We start from the raw sequence: 20,405 nt of genomic DNA, 5'->3' as shown, positions 1-20,405 counted from the left end.
ACCCTGATCCGCGCCCAAGGCGTCTCAACGGAATGGCTGGGCGTACTGAAGGCCGCCTTTGTTCCACAGTGCATTCGGGCCGCGATGCATGGCGATAGGCGTCTTCTCGCCAAGATTGGCCTCGAAGATCTCGCCGTAGTTGCCATCAACGGCGATCGCTCGCTTGGCCCATGCATTGTCGAGGCCAAACTGCTTGCCGAGATCGCCCTCGGCCCCCAATATGCGTTTCACTTCCGGGTTGTTGGACGACGTCGCCATCTCTTCGACATTCGCCTTGGTCACGCCGAATTCTTCGGCCGCGATCAGAGCGTTCAGCGTCCAATGGACGACATCCGCCCATTGCTCGTCACCTTGGCGAACGATTGGGCCGAGCGGCTCCTTCGAGATCATTTCCGGCAGGATGACATGATCGTCCGGGTTCTTGAAGCTCGAGCGTACGGAGGCCAGGTCGGATGCGTCGCTTGTGTAAACATCGCACGCGCCGGCGATGTACTTTTGTTGTCCCTCAGCGCTCGACTCCACCGGAACGGAATCGTAGGTGATCCCGTTGAGCTTGGCGTATTCCGCCAGATTCAACTCCGTCGTCGTGCCGGTCTGGATGCAGATCGTCGCCCCGTTCAAGTCTTTGGCCGAGTTGATGCCGGCGGACTTCGGGACCATGAATGCCTGGCCATCGTAAAAATTCGTCCCGGCGAATGTGAGCTTCAGATCGACGTCGCGCGAAAAGGTCCAGGTCGTGTTGCGGGAAAGAAGGTCGATTTCGCCGGATGCCAGCGCCGTCAGGCGGGTCTGACCGGTCGTGGGAACATACTTGACCTTGCTCGCGTCGCCGAGCACCGCCGCGGCGACCGCCTTGCAGATCGAAACGTCAAATCCGGTCCATTTCCCGGTGGCATCAGGGGCTGCAAAACCGACCAGACCGGTGTTGACGCCGCAGTTCAATAGCCCACGCGCCTTGACGTCCTCGAGGGTCGATGCCTTGGCCGCTGCCGAAGAGGCGACAACAGCGCAAAGCGCTCCGAGTATAAGTTTGTATTTCATTGACTTCTCCCAGTTGAGCCGTTCATCGACGGCGGTTTCCTTATGAGGAGCCCATGGCGGGCGCCTCGCATTCCCCGGATTTCTATTTTGGATTTGCTCGTGCGGTCAGCGGCTCAATTGGCGACTGACTTCGCCGGTTCGGGAAGCTCTATTTCAAGCTTCTCCAGGCGGCGCTCGACGGAGTTGATCATGGTCGAAGCTCCCTAGATTGCCGCGACGGCAGAGGTGATACGGCGGATCGCTTCGTCCACGGTGGAGCGAGGGCACCCCAGGTTAACGCGCATGAAGCCGTGTCCTTCGATGCCGAACTTCTGGCCCTTATCGAGCCAAACCCGTCCCCGGGTCAGCATGAATTTGTTCAACGCTTCCGCGTCCATGCCGAGACCACGGCAATCCATCCAGGCCAGATAGAGGGAGTCCGTCGGAAGGACTTTCAACCGAAGTTCGGCACCGTTGACGGCATCGGCAAAATGCTTGTGGTTGCCGCGCAGATATTCGAGCATATCCTCGACCCATTGCTCGCCATTGAGATAGGCAGCTTCGGCAGCGACCATTCCAAGCACGTTCACCAGGTGGAAAACATTTCGCTCGTATTGCCGCTGCAGTTCGGCGCGGAGTCTCCTGTTGGGCACGAAGACGTTGGCGCTCTGCAGGCCGGGCAGATTGAAGGTCTTACTCGGCGCCGTGCAGGTAATGCTGTTCTGGGCAAATTCCTCACACAGAGAGGCGAAGGGAATATGCTTCTTCGCCTTGTTGAGGATGAGGTCTTCGTGAATCTCGTCTGATATCACCAGCACGTCGTGGCGGGCGCAGATTTCGCCCATCGACCGCAGCTCGGCCTCCGACCAGACATTGCCGGTCGGATTGTGCGGATGGCTCAGGATAAAGAGTTTCGTGTCGGGCCGGATCGCGGCTTCAAAGGTCTTTTCGTTGTAGGCGTAGTGCGTGCCATCGTAGTCGAGTGGTGCGAAAGCAAGGCGCCGCCCGTTTAAAAGCACGTCGTTGTGGAAATGGGCGTAAACGGGCGGCTGGATCAGAATAGAATCGCCGGGAGCGGAGAAGGCCTGGATGGCAGTCTTGAGCGTCGTGATGATGCCCGACGTCTGAAGGACCCATTCCTTGGCGACGTCCCAGCCAAACCGCTTCTGCTGCCATCCAACGACGGCATCGACGTATGAAGCGGTGGCTCCGCCCGGATATCCGAAGACGCCGTGCGACACCGCATCGTGGAGGGCGTCGATCACCGCCTGCGGCGCCTTGAAATCGGTGTCGGCAACCCACATCGGCAGGGGATCGGCGGCCGCTTCATCGGCGGCGAGCATCTTGCCGGCATAGGCCCATTTCATCGAATTGCTGTTCTTGCGATCAACGACCTCATCGAAGATCGATGGCGCGAGCGCCTCAGTCCGGTCGAGGTGTTTTGCTAGAGCCTGCTGGTTCACGAGCTTCCCTTCAATCATTCACTCACGCGGTCCGCGGTGAGATTGACGAAGAGGTTAGCCGCAACGCATTATGAGCGGAAATGGTATGAATTCATCGATCAATGAACAGAGATCATAGATGATTGACAGGCATCACCTCTCCATCCTGCGGGAAGTAGACCGTTGCGGCAGCGTCACAGCGGCCGCAGACAAGCTCAACGTTACCCAATCAGCGCTCAGTCACACCATTGCGAAGTTCGAAGAACGCCACGGCATCAAGGTCTGGATGAAGAAAGGGCGCAGCCTGCGCCTGACCCAGGCTGGAGAATATCTCCTTGGTGTAGCGGAGCGTCTGCTTCCACAAATTGACCACGCCGAGCGGGTCCTACGAGATTTCGCCCTTGGCCGGCGCGGGGCAATCCGCGTCGGCATGGAGTGTCACCCGTGTCAGCGCTGGTTGACGAAGATTTCGACGCCCTATCTTGCGGCCTGGCCGGACGTTGATTTCGAGGTCTGCACGGCGTTCCGTTTCGATGGCGTCGCGGCGCTGATCGGGCATGAGATCGACGTTTTGATTACGCCCGATCCGGTTGATTTGCCGGATGTGATGTTCACCCCGGTTTTCGACTACGAACTGGTTCTCATGGTTCATGAAGACCATCCGTTGGCCGCCAAGACCATTGTCGACCCCCACGACCTTCTCGACGAGGAGCTTATTACCGTTCCGGTGAGTTTGGAGCGCCTGGATATCTATACGCGCTTTCTGGTTCCAGCGCTTTGCCGCCCCCGTCGGCACAGAACGGCGGAAACAGTCGATCTCATGCTCCAGCTGGTCGCCGCCAAGCGGTGCGTGACGGTGCTTCCTGATTGGCTGCTGCAAGACGAGGCGGCCAACCTGCCGATCAAAACGCTCCGCCTTGGCGATGCAGGAATCCGAAAAAGCATAAATCTCGGAATTCGTCGCGGAGAGGAGACCGTCTCCTATATCAGCGGCTTCATCGATGCCGCCCAGCGGCAGCAAAGCTCAATTTGAGAAAGTTTGATGTGCCGACGCCCAGCGCAACACCTCCCCGCTTTCAAAGATGAGCACCGGCCCGCAATCTCAGATCATGCAGTTCTTGGCAGTCGCGCCGATTGCCATACGAGCGGAACGAGCACCAAGGCGACGGCCGGAAACACGAACCAGTTCACGGTCTCCCAGCCGGAGCTGAACATCAGCGAGCCCGAAAAGAATGAAGCCAGCGCCACGGTGCCGAACACCAGGAAGTCGTTTGCCCCTTGGACTTTGCCGCGTTCCTCAGGGGTGTGGCAATCCGACACCATTGCCGTCGCTCCGATGAAACCAAAATTCCAGCCGATGCCCAGGAGGATAAGCGAGCCCCAGAAATGTCCGATATCGAGGCCGGCTAGCGCCGTCATCGCCGATCCGCCGATTAAAACCAGCCCGATGGCGGTGACTCTCTCTTTGCCGAAATGCGCCATCAGACGACCCGTCAGGAAGCTCGGGCCATACATGGCAAGAACGTGCCACTGGATGCCGAGCGCCGCATTGTCCATCGAATGGCCATGACCGACCATTGCTATCGGTGCGGCCGTCATGACGAAGGTCATGAGACCGTAGGAAACCACGCCCGCCGCGACGGCCAGGACATAGCGGGGCGTGGTGAGGATTTCGGATAGTTTACGTCCGCCATCGCCTCGATCGGCCCTCGCGGCAGGGCTCGTGCTGCGGTAGGTCAGAAGCAGTGGGATTGCGAGGAGCGCCAGCCCTGCCTGACTGATAAAACTGCCGGCGAAGGGAAAGCCGGGCAATGAATCACGCGTCCAGATAACGAGCTGAGGCCCAATGATAGCGGCAAGCAGGCCACCCACCATCACCCGGGAAATGGCCTTGTCGCGCTGCGCCCCCGACATCTCATCGCCGGCTGCGAACCTGTAGCTTTGAACATAAGAGCCGTAGAAGCCGGCCGCCATTGTTCCCAGGCAAAAGATCAAGAACAGCTTTGCGACGATCCCCACAGCGGCAATCAGACCGCCGGCGATACCCAGAAAGGCTCCCAATATATATGCATTGCGTCGGCCAAGACGGCGCATGAAGTAAGCGGCTGGAAGAGTGCCGAGCGCCAGACCGACATTGTAGAGACTGACGGGAAGCGTCGCGAGCGCCGGGTTGGGCGACAGATGCTGTCCGACCAATCCACCCAGGGAAATCACAATCGGACCATTGGCGCCACCAAACACCTGGCTTGCCCCCAGGATGTACGTGTTTCGGTTCTTGGCGCGGTCATCGATCATGGTTCACCTGCAATTCGTTAGGCCAGGCAGCTTATTGCCACGCATTTGCCGGGCTTGTCTGGAATAGAAAAACTGACCCATAATGCAAGGAGGGGCGACGCCTCCTCAGCCGACAATGCGGCCCGCCGCCATGGGACGGCCGAGGCAATTTAAAGTTTCACCCCACGCTGACAACATCGAAAAACTCCGCTCGCGGCAAAGAAAAGGTTTCCATGAAATCGCCCGTTTATCTCAATGCTCTGCGCGCGTTCGAGGCCAGCGCCAGACATGGCAGCTTCGTCGAAGCCGCCGCCGAGCTCCACGTGACGGCGCCTGCCGTCGGGCAGCTCGTGCGCGGCCTTGAAGAATGGATAGGGGCGCCCCTCTTTTATCGAACGGCGACCGGCAAAACCCGGCTGCTGCCGACGGAAGCAGCAAATCGAGCCTTGCCTGACATCCGGGAAGGATTGGATCGACTGAGCCTCGGACTTGAGCGCCTGAAGGAAGGATCAGTTGGCCGGGTTCTCACGGTCACGGTCAGTCCCGCTTTTGCGGCAAAGTGGCTGCTTCCGAGGCTCGAGCGGTTTCAAGCGAAAGTGCCGGACGTCGATATTCGCCTCGACACCAGCCTGAAGCTCGCCGACTATGCTGCGCAGGGCATCGATATCGGCGTCCGGTACGGCGCCGGCGACTGGCCCGGGCTGGTTTCGGAAAAGTTGATGGAGGAAGAGGTTTTTCCGGTATGCTCTCCAGCGCTGAAGGCTTCCCTGACACTGCGGCGGCCGGACGAACTGGCTGCCTGCACGCTTATCCACGACGTCTCGGTCGATCCGAATTCCGGGTTCATGACATGGGATTTGTGGTTCAAGACGATCGGCCTCAGTCAAACGGCGCAGCCGAGGGGTTTAACAATTAACAATTCGGCCGCCGTGCTCCAAGCCGCGATCGATCGACGCGGCGTCGCTTTGGCCCGGAGCATCCTGGCTCATGATGACTTGGCGGCCGGACGGCTGGTCAGGTTGTTTCCCGATCGATCCGTCGCTTCGTCACTGGCCTATTACGTCACTTATCGCCCTGATTTTGCCGCACTGCCGCGTCTTGCCGCATTCCGGGACTGGCTTTTCGAGGAAGCGCTCAGCGAGCGTTCCTCACCTGAATAGTTTTTCTTTCCCACAGACGAAGAACTTCGCGTTTGCGAGTTGGTGAGCTTCGGTCAATCCTGACATCGAAGGCGTGTCTCCCACGGGGATAAGGCGTTGCGTCGCTTGGCAATTGCGATTTGCGGAGACCGAAAGTTTTTCTTTCGATCAAACCCTCCCCTTGCGCGGCGGGTTTCGGGAAAGCGGATATGTTGAACAAAGAGACCTATCTTCGAGGCGGCCGATGAGCCTTCCAGTCATGATTGTCGGCGGAGGCATTTCGGGGCTGACGCTTGCTCATGCCATGCATTCGGCCGGCATCGAGTTCGTTCTCATCGAAGGGCGCGACCGGCTGGGAGGCCGGATCTTTTCGGCGGGGATCGATGGATTGCCATCCGAAGACGGATTCGATCTCGGCCCATCCTGGGTTTGGCCGGAGATGCAGCCTGTCCTCTGTTCTCTGGCGGAGAGTTTGGGCGTCCAGCTTTTTCCGCAGAACGAAGAGGGCGACATCGTCTTTGAACGGTCGGCAAGCGTCGCGCCTCAACGCTTTCCAGCCTTTCAACGCGAACCGCGTTCCATGCGGATTGCGGGTGGCACGGCCTCCGTGATCGCGGCGTTGAAAAGCCGAATTGCCGCTGAACATATACGGCTCGGCACTGGAGTGACCGGGCTTGCGCGTAGGGGCGGCTTGGTGTCGGCAACGCTTGCGAGGCCGGATGGAACGGCCGAGACGATGGAGGCGGCGATCGTGGTGCTCGCAATGCCGCCCCGCCTCATCGATCGTTCGATCAAGTTCGAACCGCCCGTCGATCCTGCGCTGGCCCGGCGATGGCGTTCGACGCCGACCTGGATGGCTCCGCATGCCAAGTTTTTCGCAATCTACGACGAAGCATTTTGGCGAGGAGATGGGCTCTCCGGTGCGGCGCAGAGTATGATTGGCCCCCTCGGCGAAATACATGACGCGACGACATCGTCCGGCAAGGCAGCTCTGTTCGGCTTCATCGGCATAAATGCCGCAGAGCGTCGACGGATTGGGCCGGAACCAATCATTCAAGCAGCGGTTCAACAGCTCGTCCGGCTGTTCGGAGACAAGGCTTGGACACCCGTGGCGACCTTATACAAAGATTGGGCCGCCGACGCGTTGACGGCAACCGAGGACGACTTGATTGCCACCGGCCACCCCCTCTCCGATAGCCGACCATGGGTATCGGGAGACTGGGCGCCAGTGCTGATGCTGGCTGGTTCCGAAACCAGCATGACGAACCCGGGTTATTTGGAAGGCGGAGCTGAAGCGGCTCTGCGTGTTGCGGCAGACATCGAACGCATGTGGCCAAGCTTTTCCAAGCGCTCGGCATCGGGATCCCACTTGTGAAATCCCTGGAGGTTCAAATGAAACGGACATATCGCGCGATGCAGGTGACGAGTCCAGGCACGCTTGAGCTGGTGGAAAGAGCTATTCCGACGCCGGGCGATGGCGAGGTGCTGATCGAAGTCGATGCCTGCGGAATCTGCGGTGCGGACGCCAAAGACATTGAGGGGCCGGACACCAATGGCCGTTTGCCTCGGGTCCCGGGTCACGAGGTGGTCGGCAGGATTGCGGCCATAGGACGGGGGACACCCGGACGATGGAAAATCGGCCAAAGAGTTGGAGTCGGCCGCCTTGGCGGTCACTGCAACGAATGCGACCAGTGCCGACGCGGCCAATTTCAGCTGTGCACGAACCAGCCGATCGTCGGCGCGACCTGTGACGGCGGCTATGCCGAGATGATGATCGCCCGCAATACCGGGCTTGTGGCGATCCCCGACGAACTCACGGCCGAGGAGGCAGCGCCGATCCTGTGCGCGGGGCTGGCGACCTTCAACGCACTGAAGAAATGCGGCGCGGAAGCCGGCGACGTCGTGGCCATTGTCGGCATAGGCGGTCTTGGCCACATGGCGCTGCAGTATGCCCGCAAGATGGGTTTCAAGGTGATTGCCATCGGACGGGGCGACGACATTGCCGACGACGCCAGATCGCTCGGAGCTCATGATTATATCGATACGGCGAGGGAAAACGCAGTAGAATGTCTGCAGCGCCTGGGTGGTGCGAAGGCCGTTATTTCCACCATCGGAGATCTCCAGGCGGTTTCGGCACTCATACCAGGTGTCGCGGCTCAAGGCCGGCTTGTCGTCCTTGGAATCGGAAAGGACCCTTTGGCGGTGTCATCAGGACCGTTGGTCGGCGGTGAGCGCAGCGTGTTGGGTTCGATCACCGGGACGCCTTTCGAGAACGAAAAAACCTTGGACTTTTCCGTCCTCGTTGGCGTGCGTCCCCAGTTCGAGACGATGCCGTTCGAACAGGCCACGAGCGCCTTCGAAAAGATGAAGTCCGGTGGCGTCAAGTTTCGGGTGGTGTTGACCATGGAGAAAACCGATGCGTCTGAATGATGATTTCACCAAGCCGACGGTCGTGCACGCCGCGAAACTGGATTGGGTCGCCAGTCCGGCTCGCGGGGTCGATCGCCGGATGCTTTATCGCGTCGGCGAGGAAGTGGCTCGGGCGACGTCGATTGTCCGCTATGCCGCAGGCAGCGTATTTCCGTCTCATACACACACGGGCGGTGAGGAAATATTGGTGCTCGATGGCATATTCGAGGACGAACACGGTCGCTTCCCGGCCGGATCATACTTTCGCAATCCGCCGGGTACGTCGCATGCGCCTGCATCCGCTGACGGGTGCACCATCTTCGTCAAGCTCTGGCAGTTTCGCGAGGGCGACGAGGCTCAAATCGTGCGCAGACCGGGTGAAGGAGAACCTGGATTTCAAAACGATGCCGTTACCGCAACAATCCTGTTCGATGACGGCCATGAGCAGGTCTATCTGCAAAGGTGGGCCAGCAGCGCCTCGATCAATCTTTCGAATCATCGTGGATTGGAGCTGCTGGTTCTCGAAGGCGAGCTGTCCGTCGGCACGCAACGGCTTGTATCCCAGAGCTGGATGCGGCTGCCCGCAGGCGAAAACCTGATGACAAACGCCGGGGTACAGGGCGCCTATGCTTGGATCAAGGACGCGCCATTGCAGCATGCCGATGTTTTGAAACTCCCCTAGCAAGGCAACCTCTGTCTTTGACTAGACGCCGGCCCGTGGGGCCCTGTAATAAGCCCGAGCTGAATTCGCCCGCATCCGCATTCTGCCGGCAAGCCAGAGGTATGTTGATGAAAAGATGCCAAGTCGCGATCGTCGGTGGAGGGCTCGCTGGGCTCTGCGCCGCACGGGCCTTGAATTCGAAGGGCGTCGACTTCCTTTTGTTTGAAGCGAGAGATCGACTTGGCGGTCGCATCCTGACGACAGATGAACATGGGATTCCCTCCGACAACGGGTTCGATCTCGGTCCGTCCTGGTTCTGGCCGATGATGCAACCGGAGCTTGCCGACCTGGTGCTGGAACTTGGGCTTTTGTCGTTCGCGCAAGCCAACGACGGCGATGTGATCTTCGAGCGAATGTCGCGTGAAGGACCGCAGAGGTATCGCCCTGTCGAACAGCAAGGAAAATCTCTTCGCTTGATCGGCGGGTCGGCGGCGCTGGTGCGTGCTTTGGAACGAGACATTCCTGCCGGCAGAATTCGACTCAATACCCATGTGTCGGCGATGGCGCTTACCGGTGACGGTGTCGAGATTACCTCGAAGGCTGCCGACGGCACGGCCGCAGTGATCAAGGCGCAGCAGGTCATTTGCGCCCTGCCGCCTCGACTGCTTGAGGCGAATGTGACTTTCACGCCGCAGCAGGACCAATCCACCTTGGCTCGCTGGCGGGATACGCCGACCTGGATGGCGCCGCACGCCAAGTTTTTCGCGATCTATGATCGGCCTTTCTGGCGCGACAGCGGGTTATCGGGAACCGCCCAGAGCATGGTTGGCCCCATGGTCGAAATGCATGACGCGACCCTCGCGGATGGAAAGGCAGCCCTCTTCGGCTTCATCGGCACCGGCGCGGATCAGCGAGCGGCACTCGGCGAGGAGGTGTTGAACAAGGCCTGCCTTGCTCAGTTCGGGCGAATTTTCGGCGCTGGCGCATTGCAGCCGCTCAGCACTATTTTGAAAGACTGGGCAGCCGATCCATTGACTGCCACAAGCCGTGACCGCGTCGCGGTGGGACACCTATCGGCCGAGGATACGAATTGGGTGTCGGGACCTTGGAGCCGGCGGCTGGCCATGGCCGGCAGCGAGACGAGCTCGATTGAACCCGGCTTCCTTGCCGGGGCCGTAGCCGCTGCGAAACGGGCGGTTTCAGCGGTTGTCACGTCACGCTGATCGCGAAGAACTACATCCTCAATGGCCTAAGCCGACGGAAGCAACGGCGATGACGCGACTTGGAACGGATTAGCAACATCCGGGCGAAATCGGACCGCCTTCGCCCGCTGACCGGCCCATGTCATCCACCTGTTATCCACAGCTTATCCACAGGCGTGGTGGCGGCGACCGCAGCAACTTCAATGACATTGCCCGGCGGCAAACAATAGCTCGCAAATACTATGTGACTATCAAATGACACTGCGCTTTTGTTTGCGGGCGCAGATACAAACCGCGATCGGGCTCGGATAGATTTACTCTGTTCCCGACCGTGGCGGCGGATACTGGGAGGAGGAGGCGGTGGGCCAACGAGGGGCTCACCGCCTTTTTTCAGGCGGTGCGGGAGCTTCTGTAAACAGAGACGCCGAGTTCCCTGATCTTCTTGCGCAAGGTGTTGCGGTTGAGGCCGAGAAGGTCGGCCGCCTTGATCTGGTTGCCGCGCGTTGCCGTGAGCGCCGCGAGGATCAGCGGATATTCCATTTCGGTCAGAACCCGGTCATAGAGGCCCGGCGGCGGCAGGTTTTCGCCGAAGCTGGCGAAGTAGGTGCGCATGTTCTCCTCGACGGCTTGCGCGATCGTCATCGAGCCGTTGCGGATCGGCCCCTTGTCGATCGGGCTGTCGGGCACGTCGGAACGCAGCTCGGCATCGATGATCTCGCGGGTGATGACATCCTGCGGATAGAGCGCCATCAGGCGGCGGATGAGATTTTCCAGCTCGCGGACATTGCCCGGCCAGGCATAGGCCTTCATCAGCTCCAGCGCTTCCTGATCGAACCGTTTGGAGCCGAGCCCCTCCTTTTCGGCCTGCTGGATGAAATGGCGCACGAGATCTGGAATGTCCTCGGCACGGTCGCGCAGCGGCGGCAGGCGCAGCGGCACCACGTTGAGCCGATAATAGAGATCCTCGCGGAACAGGCCCTGATTGATCGCCTGCTTCAGATCCTTGTTGGTGGCGGCAACGATGCGCACGTCGGTACGGATCGGCGTGCGGCCGCCGACGGTGGTGTATTCGCCCTGCTGCAGCACGCGCAGAAGCCGCGTCTGGGCGTCCATCGGCATGTCACCGATTTCGTCGAGGAAGAGCGTGCCGCCTTCGGCCTGCTCGAAGCGACCGGTCGAGCGGGTCTGCGCGCCGGTGAAGGCGCCCTTCTCATGGCCGAAGAGTTCGGATTCGATCAGGTCGCGCGGGATCGCCGCCATGTTGATTGCGACGAACGGGCCGTTGCGGCGCTTGCCGTAATCATGCAGGGCGCGGGCGACGAGCTCCTTGCCGGTGCCGGACTCGCCGGTGATCATCAGCGTCAGATCGGTCTGCATCAGGCGGGCGAGCACGCGATAGATTTCCTGCATCGCCGCCGAGCGGCCGACGAGCGGCATGCCGTCCTGCATGTCCTCTTCGAGTTTGGCGGGCTTGCGCTTCGGCTCGGCGAGCGCCCGGCCGATGATGCCGATCAGTTCGGTCAGGTCGAAGGGCTTCGGCAGATAATCATAGGCGCCCTTCTCGGACGCCTTGATGGCGGTCATAAAGGTGTTCTGCGCGCTCATGACCAGGACCGGGAGATCGGGACGGGCCTTCTTGATGCGCGGCAGGAGGTCGAAGGCGTTCTCGTCGGGCATCACCACGTCGGTGACGACAAGATCGCCCTCGCCCGCCGAAATCCAACGCCAGAGGGTTGCGGCGTTGGAGGTGATGCGAACATCATAGCCGGCGCGGCTCAAAGCCTGGTTGAGCACGGTCCGGATGGCCGCATCATCATCTGCAACGAGGATCGTGGCTGTCATCGAGAAGGTCCTGTCGAGCTTACGGAAGAGGCATCCTCGAGCGAGGCATCCTTCGACGCCGGCATGAGAACGCGGAAAGTCGTGCGGCTGTTCTGGCTGTCGCATTCGATGATGCCGCCGTGATCGCCGATGATCTTGGCGACCAATGCCAGGCCGAGACCGCTGCCGTTCGTCTTGGTGGTGATGAACGGATCGAAGAGGTGCGGCAACAGATCGGCGGGAACGCCGGGGCCATTGTCGTGGACGCAGAACTCCAGCGGCAGCGAGATCTTTTCACGCGTGCCGGCGACCGAGAGACGAATGCCCGGACGATAGGCCGTCGTCAGCATGATCTCGCCATCCGGCCGGTCGCCGACTGCTTCGGCGGCGTTCTTCACCAGGTTGAGGAACACCTGAACGAGCTGGTCGCGATTGGCATAGACGGCCGGCAGCGACGGATCGTAACTCTCGGTGATGCGGATATTGCGGGCAAATCCCGCCTTGGCGACCGCCTTCACATGATCGAGCACGGAATGGATATTGACCGGCATGCGGTCGACCGGCCGTTCGTCGGAAAAGACTTCCATGCGATCGACCAGCGAGACGATGCGGTCGGTCTCGTCGCAGATCAGCCGGGTCAGCGCCCGGTCGTCATCGATCGCCGATTGTTCGAGCAGCTGGGCGGCGCCACGGATGCCGGAGAGCGGGTTCTTGATCTCATGCGCCAGCATGGAGGCAAGCCCGGTGACGGAACGGGCGGCGGCGCGATGCGTCAACTGCCGGTCGATCTTGTCGGCCATCGAGCGTTCCTGGAAAACGATAACGACGGCGCCGGGTTCACTCAGCACCGGAGCGACATAGAGATCGACGAGCTTGTCCTGGCCGAGGCGCGGCGAACTCAGGTCGACACGGTATTCGTTGACCGGCGCCTTGCGCTCACGCACCTGGTCGATCAGGGCGAGCAGCGGACTGCCGAAGGGGATGAAAGTCGAGATCCGGTATCGCGCCAGATGCGAGGCGCTGGCGCCGAAAAAGGCCTCCGCCTCCCAGTTGGCGAAGGCGACGAAACCGGATTCGTCGACCATGACGACGGGGTTCTGGATGGCGTTCAGCACGGCCATGGCGACGGTTCCGCCGGCGTGGTCGGGCGGAGATGTCATATCTTTCGTCATGCCGCCTCCCGGCTGTCGACAGTGGCTGTATCGAGTGCATCGTGAAGGCGCGCAGCCACCTCGCTCGGGTCGCGCGAGGTCATGATGTCAGCCTTCTCGCCGCCGGCAAGGCCGGGAGCAAACCGCTCGAGATACCAGCCGAGATGCTTGCGGGCATGGCGGATCGCCACCGCCTCGCCGTAAAAATCGAGCATCATCCGATAATGTTCGACGGCGATATCGGCAATATCTTCGCGTCGCGGTTCCGCTGCTCCGGCGAGGACGCCGGCATGCCACGGCCTGCCCTGGCAGCCTCGGCCGATCATGACGGCATCGGCGCCGGAGCGGCGCAGGATTTCCTGCGCGTCGTGCGCGCTCTCGACATCGCCATTGGCGATCAGCGGAACGGAGATCACCTCGCGGACCGCACGGATCGCGTCCCAATCGGCGCGGCCTTCATAAAATTGCATGCGGGTGCGGCCATGAATGGTCACGAGCTGGATGCCGGCCGCCTCGGCGCGGCGCGCAATGTCGGGCGCGTTGATGGAATTCTCATCCCAGCCGAGGCGCATCTTCAGCGTCACCGGAATGTCGACGGCGTTGACCGTTGCCTCAATCAGACCGAGCGCATGATCGGGATCGCGCATCAGCGCCGAGCCGGAATAACCGCCGATCACCTTCTTTGCCGGACAGCCCATGTTGATGTCGATGATATCGGCGCCATGATCGGCCGCGATCTTCGCCGCTTCCGCCATCCAATGCGCCTCGCGCCCGGCGAGCTGCACCATATGCGGCCGAAAGCCGGCAGCCTTGAGCCGCGACCAGGATTCGGCGGTGTGGTTGACCAGCTCGCGGCTCGCCACCATCTCGGTGACGACGAGGCCGGCGCCGAAGCGCCAGGCAAGCTCACGGAAGGGCATGTCCGTGACGCCGGACATAGGCGCCAGCACAACGCGGTTCCGCACGGACACGGGTCCGATTCGGAAAGACGCTGCGAGATTCTTGCAAATCAAATGATTATCTTTCAGGCACACCATAGAACTGCATTATTTTTAGCCACAGATCCATGCCTTTGCCAAGGGGGCTCGGATCGGAATCGATATTTTTCGGGGCAGACGCTGGAAAAGGCCAAAGCAAGAGGTTAGAGCACTCCGGTCAATTCCGCATAATTTAGGGGATTTATGCTGCAAATGCCGTCCAAGCAACCGATATCGGCTGGAATTGTCATCGTTGCCGCCGGTCGCGGCGAGCGCGCCGGATCCTCCACGGAAGGCCCCAAGCAATATCGCATGATCGGCGGCAAGCCGGTTATCGTTCATACGCTTGAAAACTTGATGACATGGGAAGCCGCCAAACAGATCGTCGTCGTCATTCATCCCGACGACGAGGCGCTGTTTGCGAGGGCGTTTCGCCATATCATTTCGGCAACGCCGATCGAAACGGTACATGGCGGTGCGACAAGGCAGGAGTCCGTGCTTGCCGGCCTGAGACACCTCAAGGACAAGCATGTCAGCCATGTGCTGATCCACGACGCAGTGCGGCCGTTCTTCGACCATGTTCTTCTCGACCGCATTGCCGAGCGCCTTGGCGACGGCGCGCCGGCGGTGCTGCCGGCGATGCCGGTCACGGATACGCTGAAACGCGCCGACAGCGCCGGCACCGTGCTGACAACGGTCTCGCGCGAGCACCTCTACGCGGCGCAGACGCCGCAATCCTTCGCCTTCGCAACAATCCTTGACGCGCATGAGAAGGCGGCGGCGAGCGGGCGAAGCGATTTTACTGACGACGCCTCGATCGCCGAGTGGTCGGGCATTCCGGTGACGATCGTCGAGGGCACGCCCGATAACGTCAAGCTGACGGTCAAGCGCGATATCGCCATGGCCGACGACAAACTCTCGGCTTCGCTGCTGCCCGACGTGCGCACCGGCAACGGCTATGACGTGCACCAGCTCGAGCCGGGCGACGGCGTGACACTCTGCGGCGTGTTCATTCCGCACGATCAGAAGCTCAAGGGCCATTCCGATGCCGACGTGGCGCTGCATGCGCTGACAGACGCGCTGCTTGCCACCTGCGGCGCCGGCGATATCGGCGATCATTTCCCGCCGTCCGATCCGCAATGGAAGGGAGCGGCTTCGAAGATATTCATCGAGCATGCCGCTCGGATCGTGCGTGAACGCGGCGGCACGATCATGAATGCCGACGTCTCGCTGATCGCCGAGGCGCCGAAGGTCGGTCCCCATCGCGAGGCCATGCGGGCAAAACTGTCCGAATATCTCGGAATCGACATCGAACGCTGCTCTGTCAAGGCGACGACCAATGAGAAGATCGGCTTCGTCGGGCGGCGCGAAGGCATCGCGGCGATCGCCACGGCGACAGTCGTCTATCGGAGAATGAAGCGATGAGCCTTTTTCCCGCGGATATTCATTCGGCGGCAGAAGCGATTATCCGCGACTTCGCGGCTGCCGGGCTGATGATCTCGACGGCCGAATCCTGCACCGGCGGACTGATCACCGGAGCGCTGACTGAAATATCGGGTTCGTCGGCCGTCGTTGATCGCGGCTTCGTCACCTATACGAACACGGCGAAGATGGAACTGCTCGGGGTGCAGGAGCAAACGCTGCTCGGCTTCGGGGCGGTTTCCGAAGAGACGGCCCGGCAAATGGCGCATGGCGCCCTCTTCCGCTCGCGGGCCGCGATTGCCGTCGCGGTCACCGGCATTGCCGGTCCCGGCGGCGGGTCAGCGGAGAAACCAGTCGGGCTCGTGCATCTTGCGGCCGGATCGCGGACCGGCGCATTCATCCACCGAAAGATGCTATACGGCGATATCGGCCGCAGCGCGGTCAGACTGGCAACGGTGCGGACGGCGCTGGAATTGGTGCATTCTCTGCTGCCCGACTGACGCCGGTTGCGATCGTCTATCACACCGAGGCGTAGATCCTGTTCGCCCTTGTCTCGAAGGCTTCGGTGAACATGCGGAAAGCGCGATCGAACATCGAGCCCATCAGCGCGCCCAGAATGCGGCTCTTGAACTCATAATCGATGAAAAAATTGATGGTGCAGCCGCCGGCCGGCGTTTCGGCAAAATGCCACCGGTTTTCGAGATATTTGAACGGGCCGTCGATATATTTGACCTCAATGACACGCTCGGCCCGGTTCAACAGCACCTGGGTCGTGAAGGTCTCGCGGATCGCCTTATAACCGACCGTCATATCGGCAAGGAGCAGGATCTTGCCCTCGCGCTCCTTGCGGCTCCTGACCGAAAGCGCTTCGCAGAGCGGCAGGAATTCGGGGTAACGCTCGACATCGGCAACGAGATCGAACATCTGGTCGGGCGTGTGCGGGACGGAACGGTGCGTTTCGAATTGAGGCATAGGCGGCACTTAAGCGGGCCGATCCAGAAGATCAAGGAGTTCGCGCATCCGGCGGCGGGATTTTAGCTGAAGGACCGGCACATCGGGACCATGTTCGGCGATCCCGGCGGCATAATTGCGAAGTGCAGCCTCAATCAAGGGGACGGCGTCCCGCTCGAAATTCCAGATATAAGTGAGTAGTTCCAGCGAAAGGCGTTCAGGGCAGCCGGCAGGCAGCTCTGGACGGCTACGCCCGAAATAACGGAACGTTCTTGAGATGGCTCCGTACAAGCACGCATATCTTGGCAGACGCAGCCAAATGACGGCTTCGGCACGCGGCAGGCGGAGATGGAAGGAACTGAGACCGGTTCCATCCATGACCCAGCGCTCTTCCGTAACGGCTTCGGCGATCAAGCGGTCGATCTCATCGCGCGGCCTCTTTATCCAGCCCGGCAGCCAGTAGAAGTCGCGATCCATGGAGATGTAGCGAAGATCAAGCGATCGCGAGAGCTGTTTTGCGAGCGTGCTCTTGCCGCTGCCGGGGCAGCCGATCACCAGGATACGATCGGCTTCGGCCAGCATCGCTTTCGAACTGGATGCGCCATTCATCGGCGGCAGCCCGTGGAAAAAACCGCGATAAAAACCATTGCGGTCAGTTTGGTAACTAACGTGCTCTTACTTGGCGTCATCCTCGGCCTTGTGCCGAGGATCTGCTGCCCTCTCGACTAGGAGCAGATGCTCGGGACAAGCCCGGGGTCAAGCCCGAGCATGACTAAAGAGAGGTTGGCAGGCATTGTCTACCAGCGGTCTGACCGCAGCGAAAGATCGCCAGAGCCGCTTCCCCAAGCAAACGCCGATCTTACTCAGCAGCCATCAGCAGCTTCTTTTCGCGCGCCGCACGCAGCCGGGCGAAATCGTCGCCGGCGTGGTGTGACGAGCGGGTCAGCGGGCTGGAGGCGACCATCAGAAAACCCTTGCTGTAGGCGACCGTCTCATAGGACTTGAACTCTTCGGGCGTGACGAAGCTTTCGACCTTGTGATGCTTGCGGGTCGGCTGCAGGTATTGGCCGATCGTCAGGAAGTCGACATCGGCTGTGCGCAGGTCGTCCATCAGCTGCAGCACTTCATTGCGCTCCTCGCCGAGGCCGACCATGATGCCCGACTTGGTGAACATGGTGGGATCGAGTTCCTTCACCCGCTGCAGCAGGCGGATGGAGTGGAAATAACGAGCGCCGGGGCGAACCGTCAGATAGTTGCCGGCAACCGTTTCCATATTGTGGTTGAAGACGTCGGGCTTAGCGGCGACGACGCGCTCCAGGGCGCCCGGCTTCTTCAGGAAATCAGGCGTCAGGATCTCGATCGTCGTTGCCGGCGAGGCGGCACGGATCGCCCAGATCACCTTTTCGAAGTGCTCGGCGCCGCCGTCCTCCAGGTCGTCACGGTCGACCGAGGTGATGACGACGTGGGATAGGCCCATCTCCTTGACCGCCTTGGCGACGTTCTCCGGCTCGGCCATGTCGAGCGCGTTCGGTTTGCCGGTGGCGACATTGCAGAAGGCGCAGGCGCGGGTACAGATCTCGCCCATGATCATGAAGGTGGCGTGCTTCTTGTCCCAGCACTCGCCGATATTCGGGCAGCCGGCCTCCTCGCAGACGGTGACGAGCTTGTGCTCCTTCACGATCGCCCGTGTCTCGGCATAACCCTTGGAGGTCGGCGCCTTGACGCGGATCCAGTCCGGCTTGCGCATGACTTCCGTATCCGGCCGATGCGCCTTTTCGGGATGGCGCACGCGCTTGGCGTCGGGATTGATCGTGTCGAGAATGGTCACCATTGCAGTTTCAGCTTTCCGTCGCCCTTAAAGCGGCATCATCTCTTGATCTAGCGCCGCACCAGCCGCGCAACGAATATCAGCAGGCAGGCGCCGAGGAAACCCGTCACGAAATAACCGATCCGTCCGCCGGCCAGTTGGACGTGAAACTGGGCGAGGATGGCAGTGGCGACGACCGAGCCGACAATGCCGAGCACGATGTTGAGGAAAATCCCGTATCGTGCATCCATCAGCTTGCCGGCGAGCCAGCCTGCAAGTCCGCCGATGATGATTGCCGAAATCCAGCCCACGCCTTCCATGCCTGTCCTGCCCTCAAACTGCCCTAAGCGACCGCCCTTGCGACCAGCACCACGATGATGGCGCCGACGGTGGCGTGGATGATCTGCACGACCAGCGCATTCTCAATGCCCAGCGAAATGCCCAGCGCGCTGAACAGATAGCCGCCGACGAAGGCGCCGAGGATGCCGCTCAGCAGGCATCTGATCAAACCGCCGCCACCGACGACGAGACTTGCCAGGAAGCCCGCAACAAGGCCGATCAGCAAAAACACCAGCAACGCCTGCGCCTCCATAGACATGATGATTTCCTTTCGCTTTTTCCACCCTGCCGGAGTGGCTTTCCATTCCGGGAACAGGGCGGCGCCCCGAAAATTCTCAAGCGTTCAGCACACGACCATAAGCATCGAGCACCGCTTCCTTCATCGTCTCGGATACCGTCGGATGCGGGAAGATCGTATGCATCAGCTCTTCCTCTGTCGTTTCGAGGTTCATCGCGACGACGAAGCCCTGGATGAGTTCGGTGACTTCGGCGCCGACCATGTGGGCGCCGAGCAGCTCGCCGGTCTTCTTGTCGAAGATCACCTTGACCATGCCCTGATCTTCACCGAGCGCGATCGCCTTGCCGTTTGCCGCGAAGGAGAAGCGGCCGACACGGATGTCGCGGCCAAGCTCCTTGGCCTTGGCTTCGGTGAGGCCGACGGAAGCGACCTGCGGATTGCAATAGGTGCAGCCCGGGACCTTGCCCTTGTCGGTGGGATGAACATTCGGCAGGCCGGCGATCTTCTCGACGCAGACGACACCCTCGTGCTCGGCCTTGTGGGCCAGCATCGGCGGGCCGGCCACATCGCCGATCGCATAGATGCCGGCGACATTGGTCTTGCCGTAACCATCGGCAACGACGCAGCCGCGGTCGGTCTTCACCCCAAGTCCCTCGAGGCCGAGGTTTCCGATGTTGCCCTGAACGCCGACGGCCGAAATCATCCGGTCGGCGGTGATCTGCTGGACCTTTCCATCTGAAGTCTCGACATGGGCGGTGATGCTGCCGGCACCCTTCTCGACCTTCGTGACCTTGGCGCTGGTGAAGATCTTGAGGCCGCGCTTTTCCAGCTGCTTGCGGGCGATGGCGGTGATTTCGGCATCCTCGACCGGCATGATGGTCGGCATGACTTCGACGACCGTGACATCAACACCCATCGAACGATAGAAGCTTGCGAATTCGATGCCGATCGCGCCCGAGCCCATAACGATCAGCGACTTCGGCAGCGCATCCGGCTTCAGCGCCTCGAAATAGGTCCAGATCAGCTTGCCATCGGGCTCGATGCCCGGCAGCGCGCGCGGACGGGCGCCGGTCGCGATGATGATGTGCTTGGCGGAATAGGTGCCCTCGCCCTTGACGTTCTTCGGCAGCGGGTGCTGCGGCTCGACCACCGGTTTCGACGATTTGCCGACGACGATCTCGCCTGGCTTGGTAATTTTTGCTTCGCCCCAGATGATGTCGATCTTGTTCTTCTTCATCAGGAAGCCAACGCCGGCGTTGAGGCGGGCGGAGACAGCGCGCGAGCGGCCAACGACGGCCTTGGCATCCGGCTTGACCGTGCCTTCGAGAACAAGGCCGAAATCCTTGAAGTGATTGGCGTGATCGAGCACCTCGGCCGAACGCAGCAGCGCCTTGGTCGGGATGCAGCCCCAGTTCAGGCAGATGCCGCCCATATGCTCGCGCTCGACGATCGCGGTCTTGAGGCCGAGCTGAGCTGCGCGGATGGCGGCGACATAGCCGCCGGGGCCGGAGCCGATGATGATGACGTCGTAGGATTCAGCCATGTGTTTCCT

General features: G+C 60.9%; 20 protein-coding genes. 8 read left to right on the top strand and 12 right to left on the bottom strand.

Annotated features, from left to right (window positions below; translation table 11 throughout):
* Nucleotides 1–24: 24 nt before the first annotated feature.
* A complete protein-coding gene (locus AMK02_RS09975; RefSeq protein WP_064802357.1) occupies nucleotides 25–1,041 on the bottom strand; it encodes an amino acid ABC transporter substrate-binding protein in 1,017 nt (338 codons plus the stop codon).
* A 203-nt stretch (nucleotides 1,042–1,244) separates the two neighbouring features.
* Nucleotides 1,245–2,483 carry a MalY/PatB family protein gene (locus tag AMK02_RS09970; RefSeq protein ID WP_237358344.1) on the bottom strand — a complete coding sequence of 413 codons (1,239 nt, stop codon included), beginning with the start codon at nucleotides 2,481–2,483 and terminating at the stop codon, nucleotides 1,245–1,247.
* A 118-nt stretch (nucleotides 2,484–2,601) separates the two neighbouring features.
* On the opposite strand from AMK02_RS09970, the gene AMK02_RS09965 reads away from it, so the two are divergent.
* A complete protein-coding gene (locus AMK02_RS09965) occupies nucleotides 2,602–3,495 on the top strand; it encodes a LysR substrate-binding domain-containing protein (RefSeq protein WP_064802353.1) in 894 nt (297 codons plus the stop codon).
* 74 nt (nucleotides 3,496–3,569) lie between these two features.
* Here the strand turns inward: AMK02_RS09965 and AMK02_RS09960 are convergent, their stop codons facing one another.
* Nucleotides 3,570–4,757: an MFS transporter gene (locus tag AMK02_RS09960; RefSeq protein ID WP_064802352.1), complete on the bottom strand. Its 1,188-nt coding sequence runs from the start codon at nucleotides 4,755–4,757 to the stop codon at nucleotides 3,570–3,572.
* Nucleotides 4,758–4,969: 212 nt separating this feature from the next.
* On the opposite strand from AMK02_RS09960, the gene gcvA reads away from it, so the two are divergent.
* The 5 genes from gcvA to AMK02_RS09935 all read left to right on the top strand — a co-directional run bounded on the left by gcvA (nucleotide 4,970) and on the right by AMK02_RS09935 (nucleotide 10,168).
* On the top strand, nucleotides 4,970–5,896 hold the full coding sequence (gene gcvA, locus AMK02_RS09955) for a transcriptional regulator GcvA (RefSeq protein ID WP_064802350.1): 927 nt from the start codon (nucleotides 4,970–4,972) through the stop codon (nucleotides 5,894–5,896).
* Nucleotides 5,897–6,179: 283 nt separating this feature from the next.
* The gene (locus AMK02_RS09950; RefSeq protein ID WP_237358343.1) at nucleotides 6,180–7,250 is read left to right on the top strand and encodes a flavin monoamine oxidase family protein; all 1,071 of its coding nucleotides are present in this window, start codon (nucleotides 6,180–6,182) and stop codon (nucleotides 7,248–7,250) included.
* A 17-nt stretch (nucleotides 7,251–7,267) separates the two neighbouring features.
* A complete protein-coding gene (locus AMK02_RS09945; RefSeq protein WP_064802346.1) occupies nucleotides 7,268–8,305 on the top strand; it encodes an alcohol dehydrogenase in 1,038 nt (345 codons plus the stop codon).
* Nucleotides 8,292–8,966, top strand: coding sequence for a cupin domain-containing protein (locus tag AMK02_RS09940; RefSeq protein WP_064802344.1), 675 nt, complete (start codon nucleotides 8,292–8,294; stop codon nucleotides 8,964–8,966). The genes AMK02_RS09945 and AMK02_RS09940 overlap by 14 nt, the downstream gene beginning before the upstream one ends.
* 107 nt (nucleotides 8,967–9,073) lie before the next feature.
* Nucleotides 9,074–10,168 carry a flavin monoamine oxidase family protein gene (locus tag AMK02_RS09935; RefSeq protein WP_064806108.1) on the top strand — a complete coding sequence of 365 codons (1,095 nt, stop codon included), beginning with the start codon at nucleotides 9,074–9,076 and terminating at the stop codon, nucleotides 10,166–10,168.
* Nucleotides 10,169–10,537: 369 nt separating this feature from the next.
* On the opposite strand, the gene ntrC is transcribed toward AMK02_RS09935, so the two are convergent.
* The 3 genes from ntrC to dusB are packed head-to-tail and all read right to left on the bottom strand — an operon-like array spanning nucleotide 10,538 to nucleotide 14,156.
* Complete coding sequence (gene ntrC / locus AMK02_RS09930) at nucleotides 10,538–11,989, bottom strand: nitrogen regulation protein NR(I) (protein WP_064802342.1); 1,452 nt, start codon at nucleotides 11,987–11,989, stop codon at nucleotides 10,538–10,540.
* Nucleotides 11,986–13,140: a two-component system sensor histidine kinase NtrB gene (locus tag AMK02_RS09925; protein WP_064802337.1), complete on the bottom strand. Its 1,155-nt coding sequence runs from the start codon at nucleotides 13,138–13,140 to the stop codon at nucleotides 11,986–11,988. The genes ntrC and AMK02_RS09925 overlap by 4 nt, the downstream gene beginning before the upstream one ends.
* Complete coding sequence (dusB, locus tag AMK02_RS09920; RefSeq protein WP_064802335.1) at nucleotides 13,137–14,156, bottom strand: tRNA dihydrouridine synthase DusB; 1,020 nt, start codon at nucleotides 14,154–14,156, stop codon at nucleotides 13,137–13,139. Before dusB ends, AMK02_RS09925 begins: the two co-directional genes overlap by 4 nt.
* A 144-nt stretch (nucleotides 14,157–14,300) precedes the next feature.
* On the opposite strand from dusB, the gene AMK02_RS09915 reads away from it, so the two are divergent.
* Together AMK02_RS09915 and AMK02_RS09910 are read left to right on the top strand one after the other, a co-directional pair.
* Nucleotides 14,301–15,521 carry a bifunctional 2-C-methyl-D-erythritol 4-phosphate cytidylyltransferase/2-C-methyl-D-erythritol 2,4-cyclodiphosphate synthase gene (locus AMK02_RS09915; RefSeq protein WP_064802332.1) on the top strand — a complete coding sequence of 407 codons (1,221 nt, stop codon included), beginning with the start codon at nucleotides 14,301–14,303 and terminating at the stop codon, nucleotides 15,519–15,521.
* A complete protein-coding gene (locus tag AMK02_RS09910) occupies nucleotides 15,518–16,018 on the top strand; it encodes a CinA family protein (protein WP_064802330.1) in 501 nt (166 codons plus the stop codon). Before AMK02_RS09915 ends, AMK02_RS09910 begins: the two co-directional genes overlap by 4 nt.
* Before the next feature lie 19 nt (nucleotides 16,019–16,037).
* Here the strand turns inward: AMK02_RS09910 and AMK02_RS09905 are convergent, their stop codons facing one another.
* The 6 genes from AMK02_RS09905 to lpdA form a co-directional block, all read right to left on the bottom strand.
* Complete coding sequence (locus AMK02_RS09905) at nucleotides 16,038–16,490, bottom strand: type II toxin-antitoxin system RatA family toxin (protein ID WP_064802328.1); 453 nt, start codon at nucleotides 16,488–16,490, stop codon at nucleotides 16,038–16,040.
* Nucleotides 16,491–16,499: 9 nt separating this feature from the next.
* Nucleotides 16,500–17,078 carry an AAA family ATPase gene (locus AMK02_RS09900; protein ID WP_064802324.1) on the bottom strand — a complete coding sequence of 193 codons (579 nt, stop codon included), beginning with the start codon at nucleotides 17,076–17,078 and terminating at the stop codon, nucleotides 16,500–16,502.
* Between the two features lie 250 nt (nucleotides 17,079–17,328).
* Nucleotides 17,329–18,300, bottom strand: coding sequence for a lipoyl synthase (lipA, locus tag AMK02_RS09895; protein WP_038688717.1), 972 nt, complete (start codon nucleotides 18,298–18,300; stop codon nucleotides 17,329–17,331).
* A gap of 47 nt (nucleotides 18,301–18,347) precedes the next feature.
* The gene (locus AMK02_RS09890; RefSeq protein ID WP_064802322.1) at nucleotides 18,348–18,596 is read right to left on the bottom strand and encodes a GlsB/YeaQ/YmgE family stress response membrane protein; all 249 of its coding nucleotides are present in this window, start codon (nucleotides 18,594–18,596) and stop codon (nucleotides 18,348–18,350) included.
* A gap of 23 nt (nucleotides 18,597–18,619) precedes the next feature.
* Nucleotides 18,620–18,874 (bottom strand): GlsB/YeaQ/YmgE family stress response membrane protein, encoded by a 255-nt coding sequence (locus AMK02_RS09885; RefSeq protein ID WP_064802320.1) that lies wholly within the window; start codon nucleotides 18,872–18,874, stop codon nucleotides 18,620–18,622.
* 76 nt (nucleotides 18,875–18,950) lie between these two features.
* Entirely contained in the window at nucleotides 18,951–20,396 is a 1,446-nt protein-coding gene (gene lpdA / locus AMK02_RS09880) for a dihydrolipoyl dehydrogenase (protein WP_064802318.1), read from the bottom strand.
* Nucleotides 20,397–20,405: the final 9 nt, after the last annotated feature.

The organism is Rhizobium sp. N731 (genome assembly GCF_001664145.1).
GTDB lineage: Bacteria > Pseudomonadota > Alphaproteobacteria > Rhizobiales > Rhizobiaceae > Rhizobium > Rhizobium esperanzae.
The sequence above is the reverse complement of the archived record's forward strand: the minus strand, read 5'-3'. Positions and strand labels throughout refer to the sequence as shown.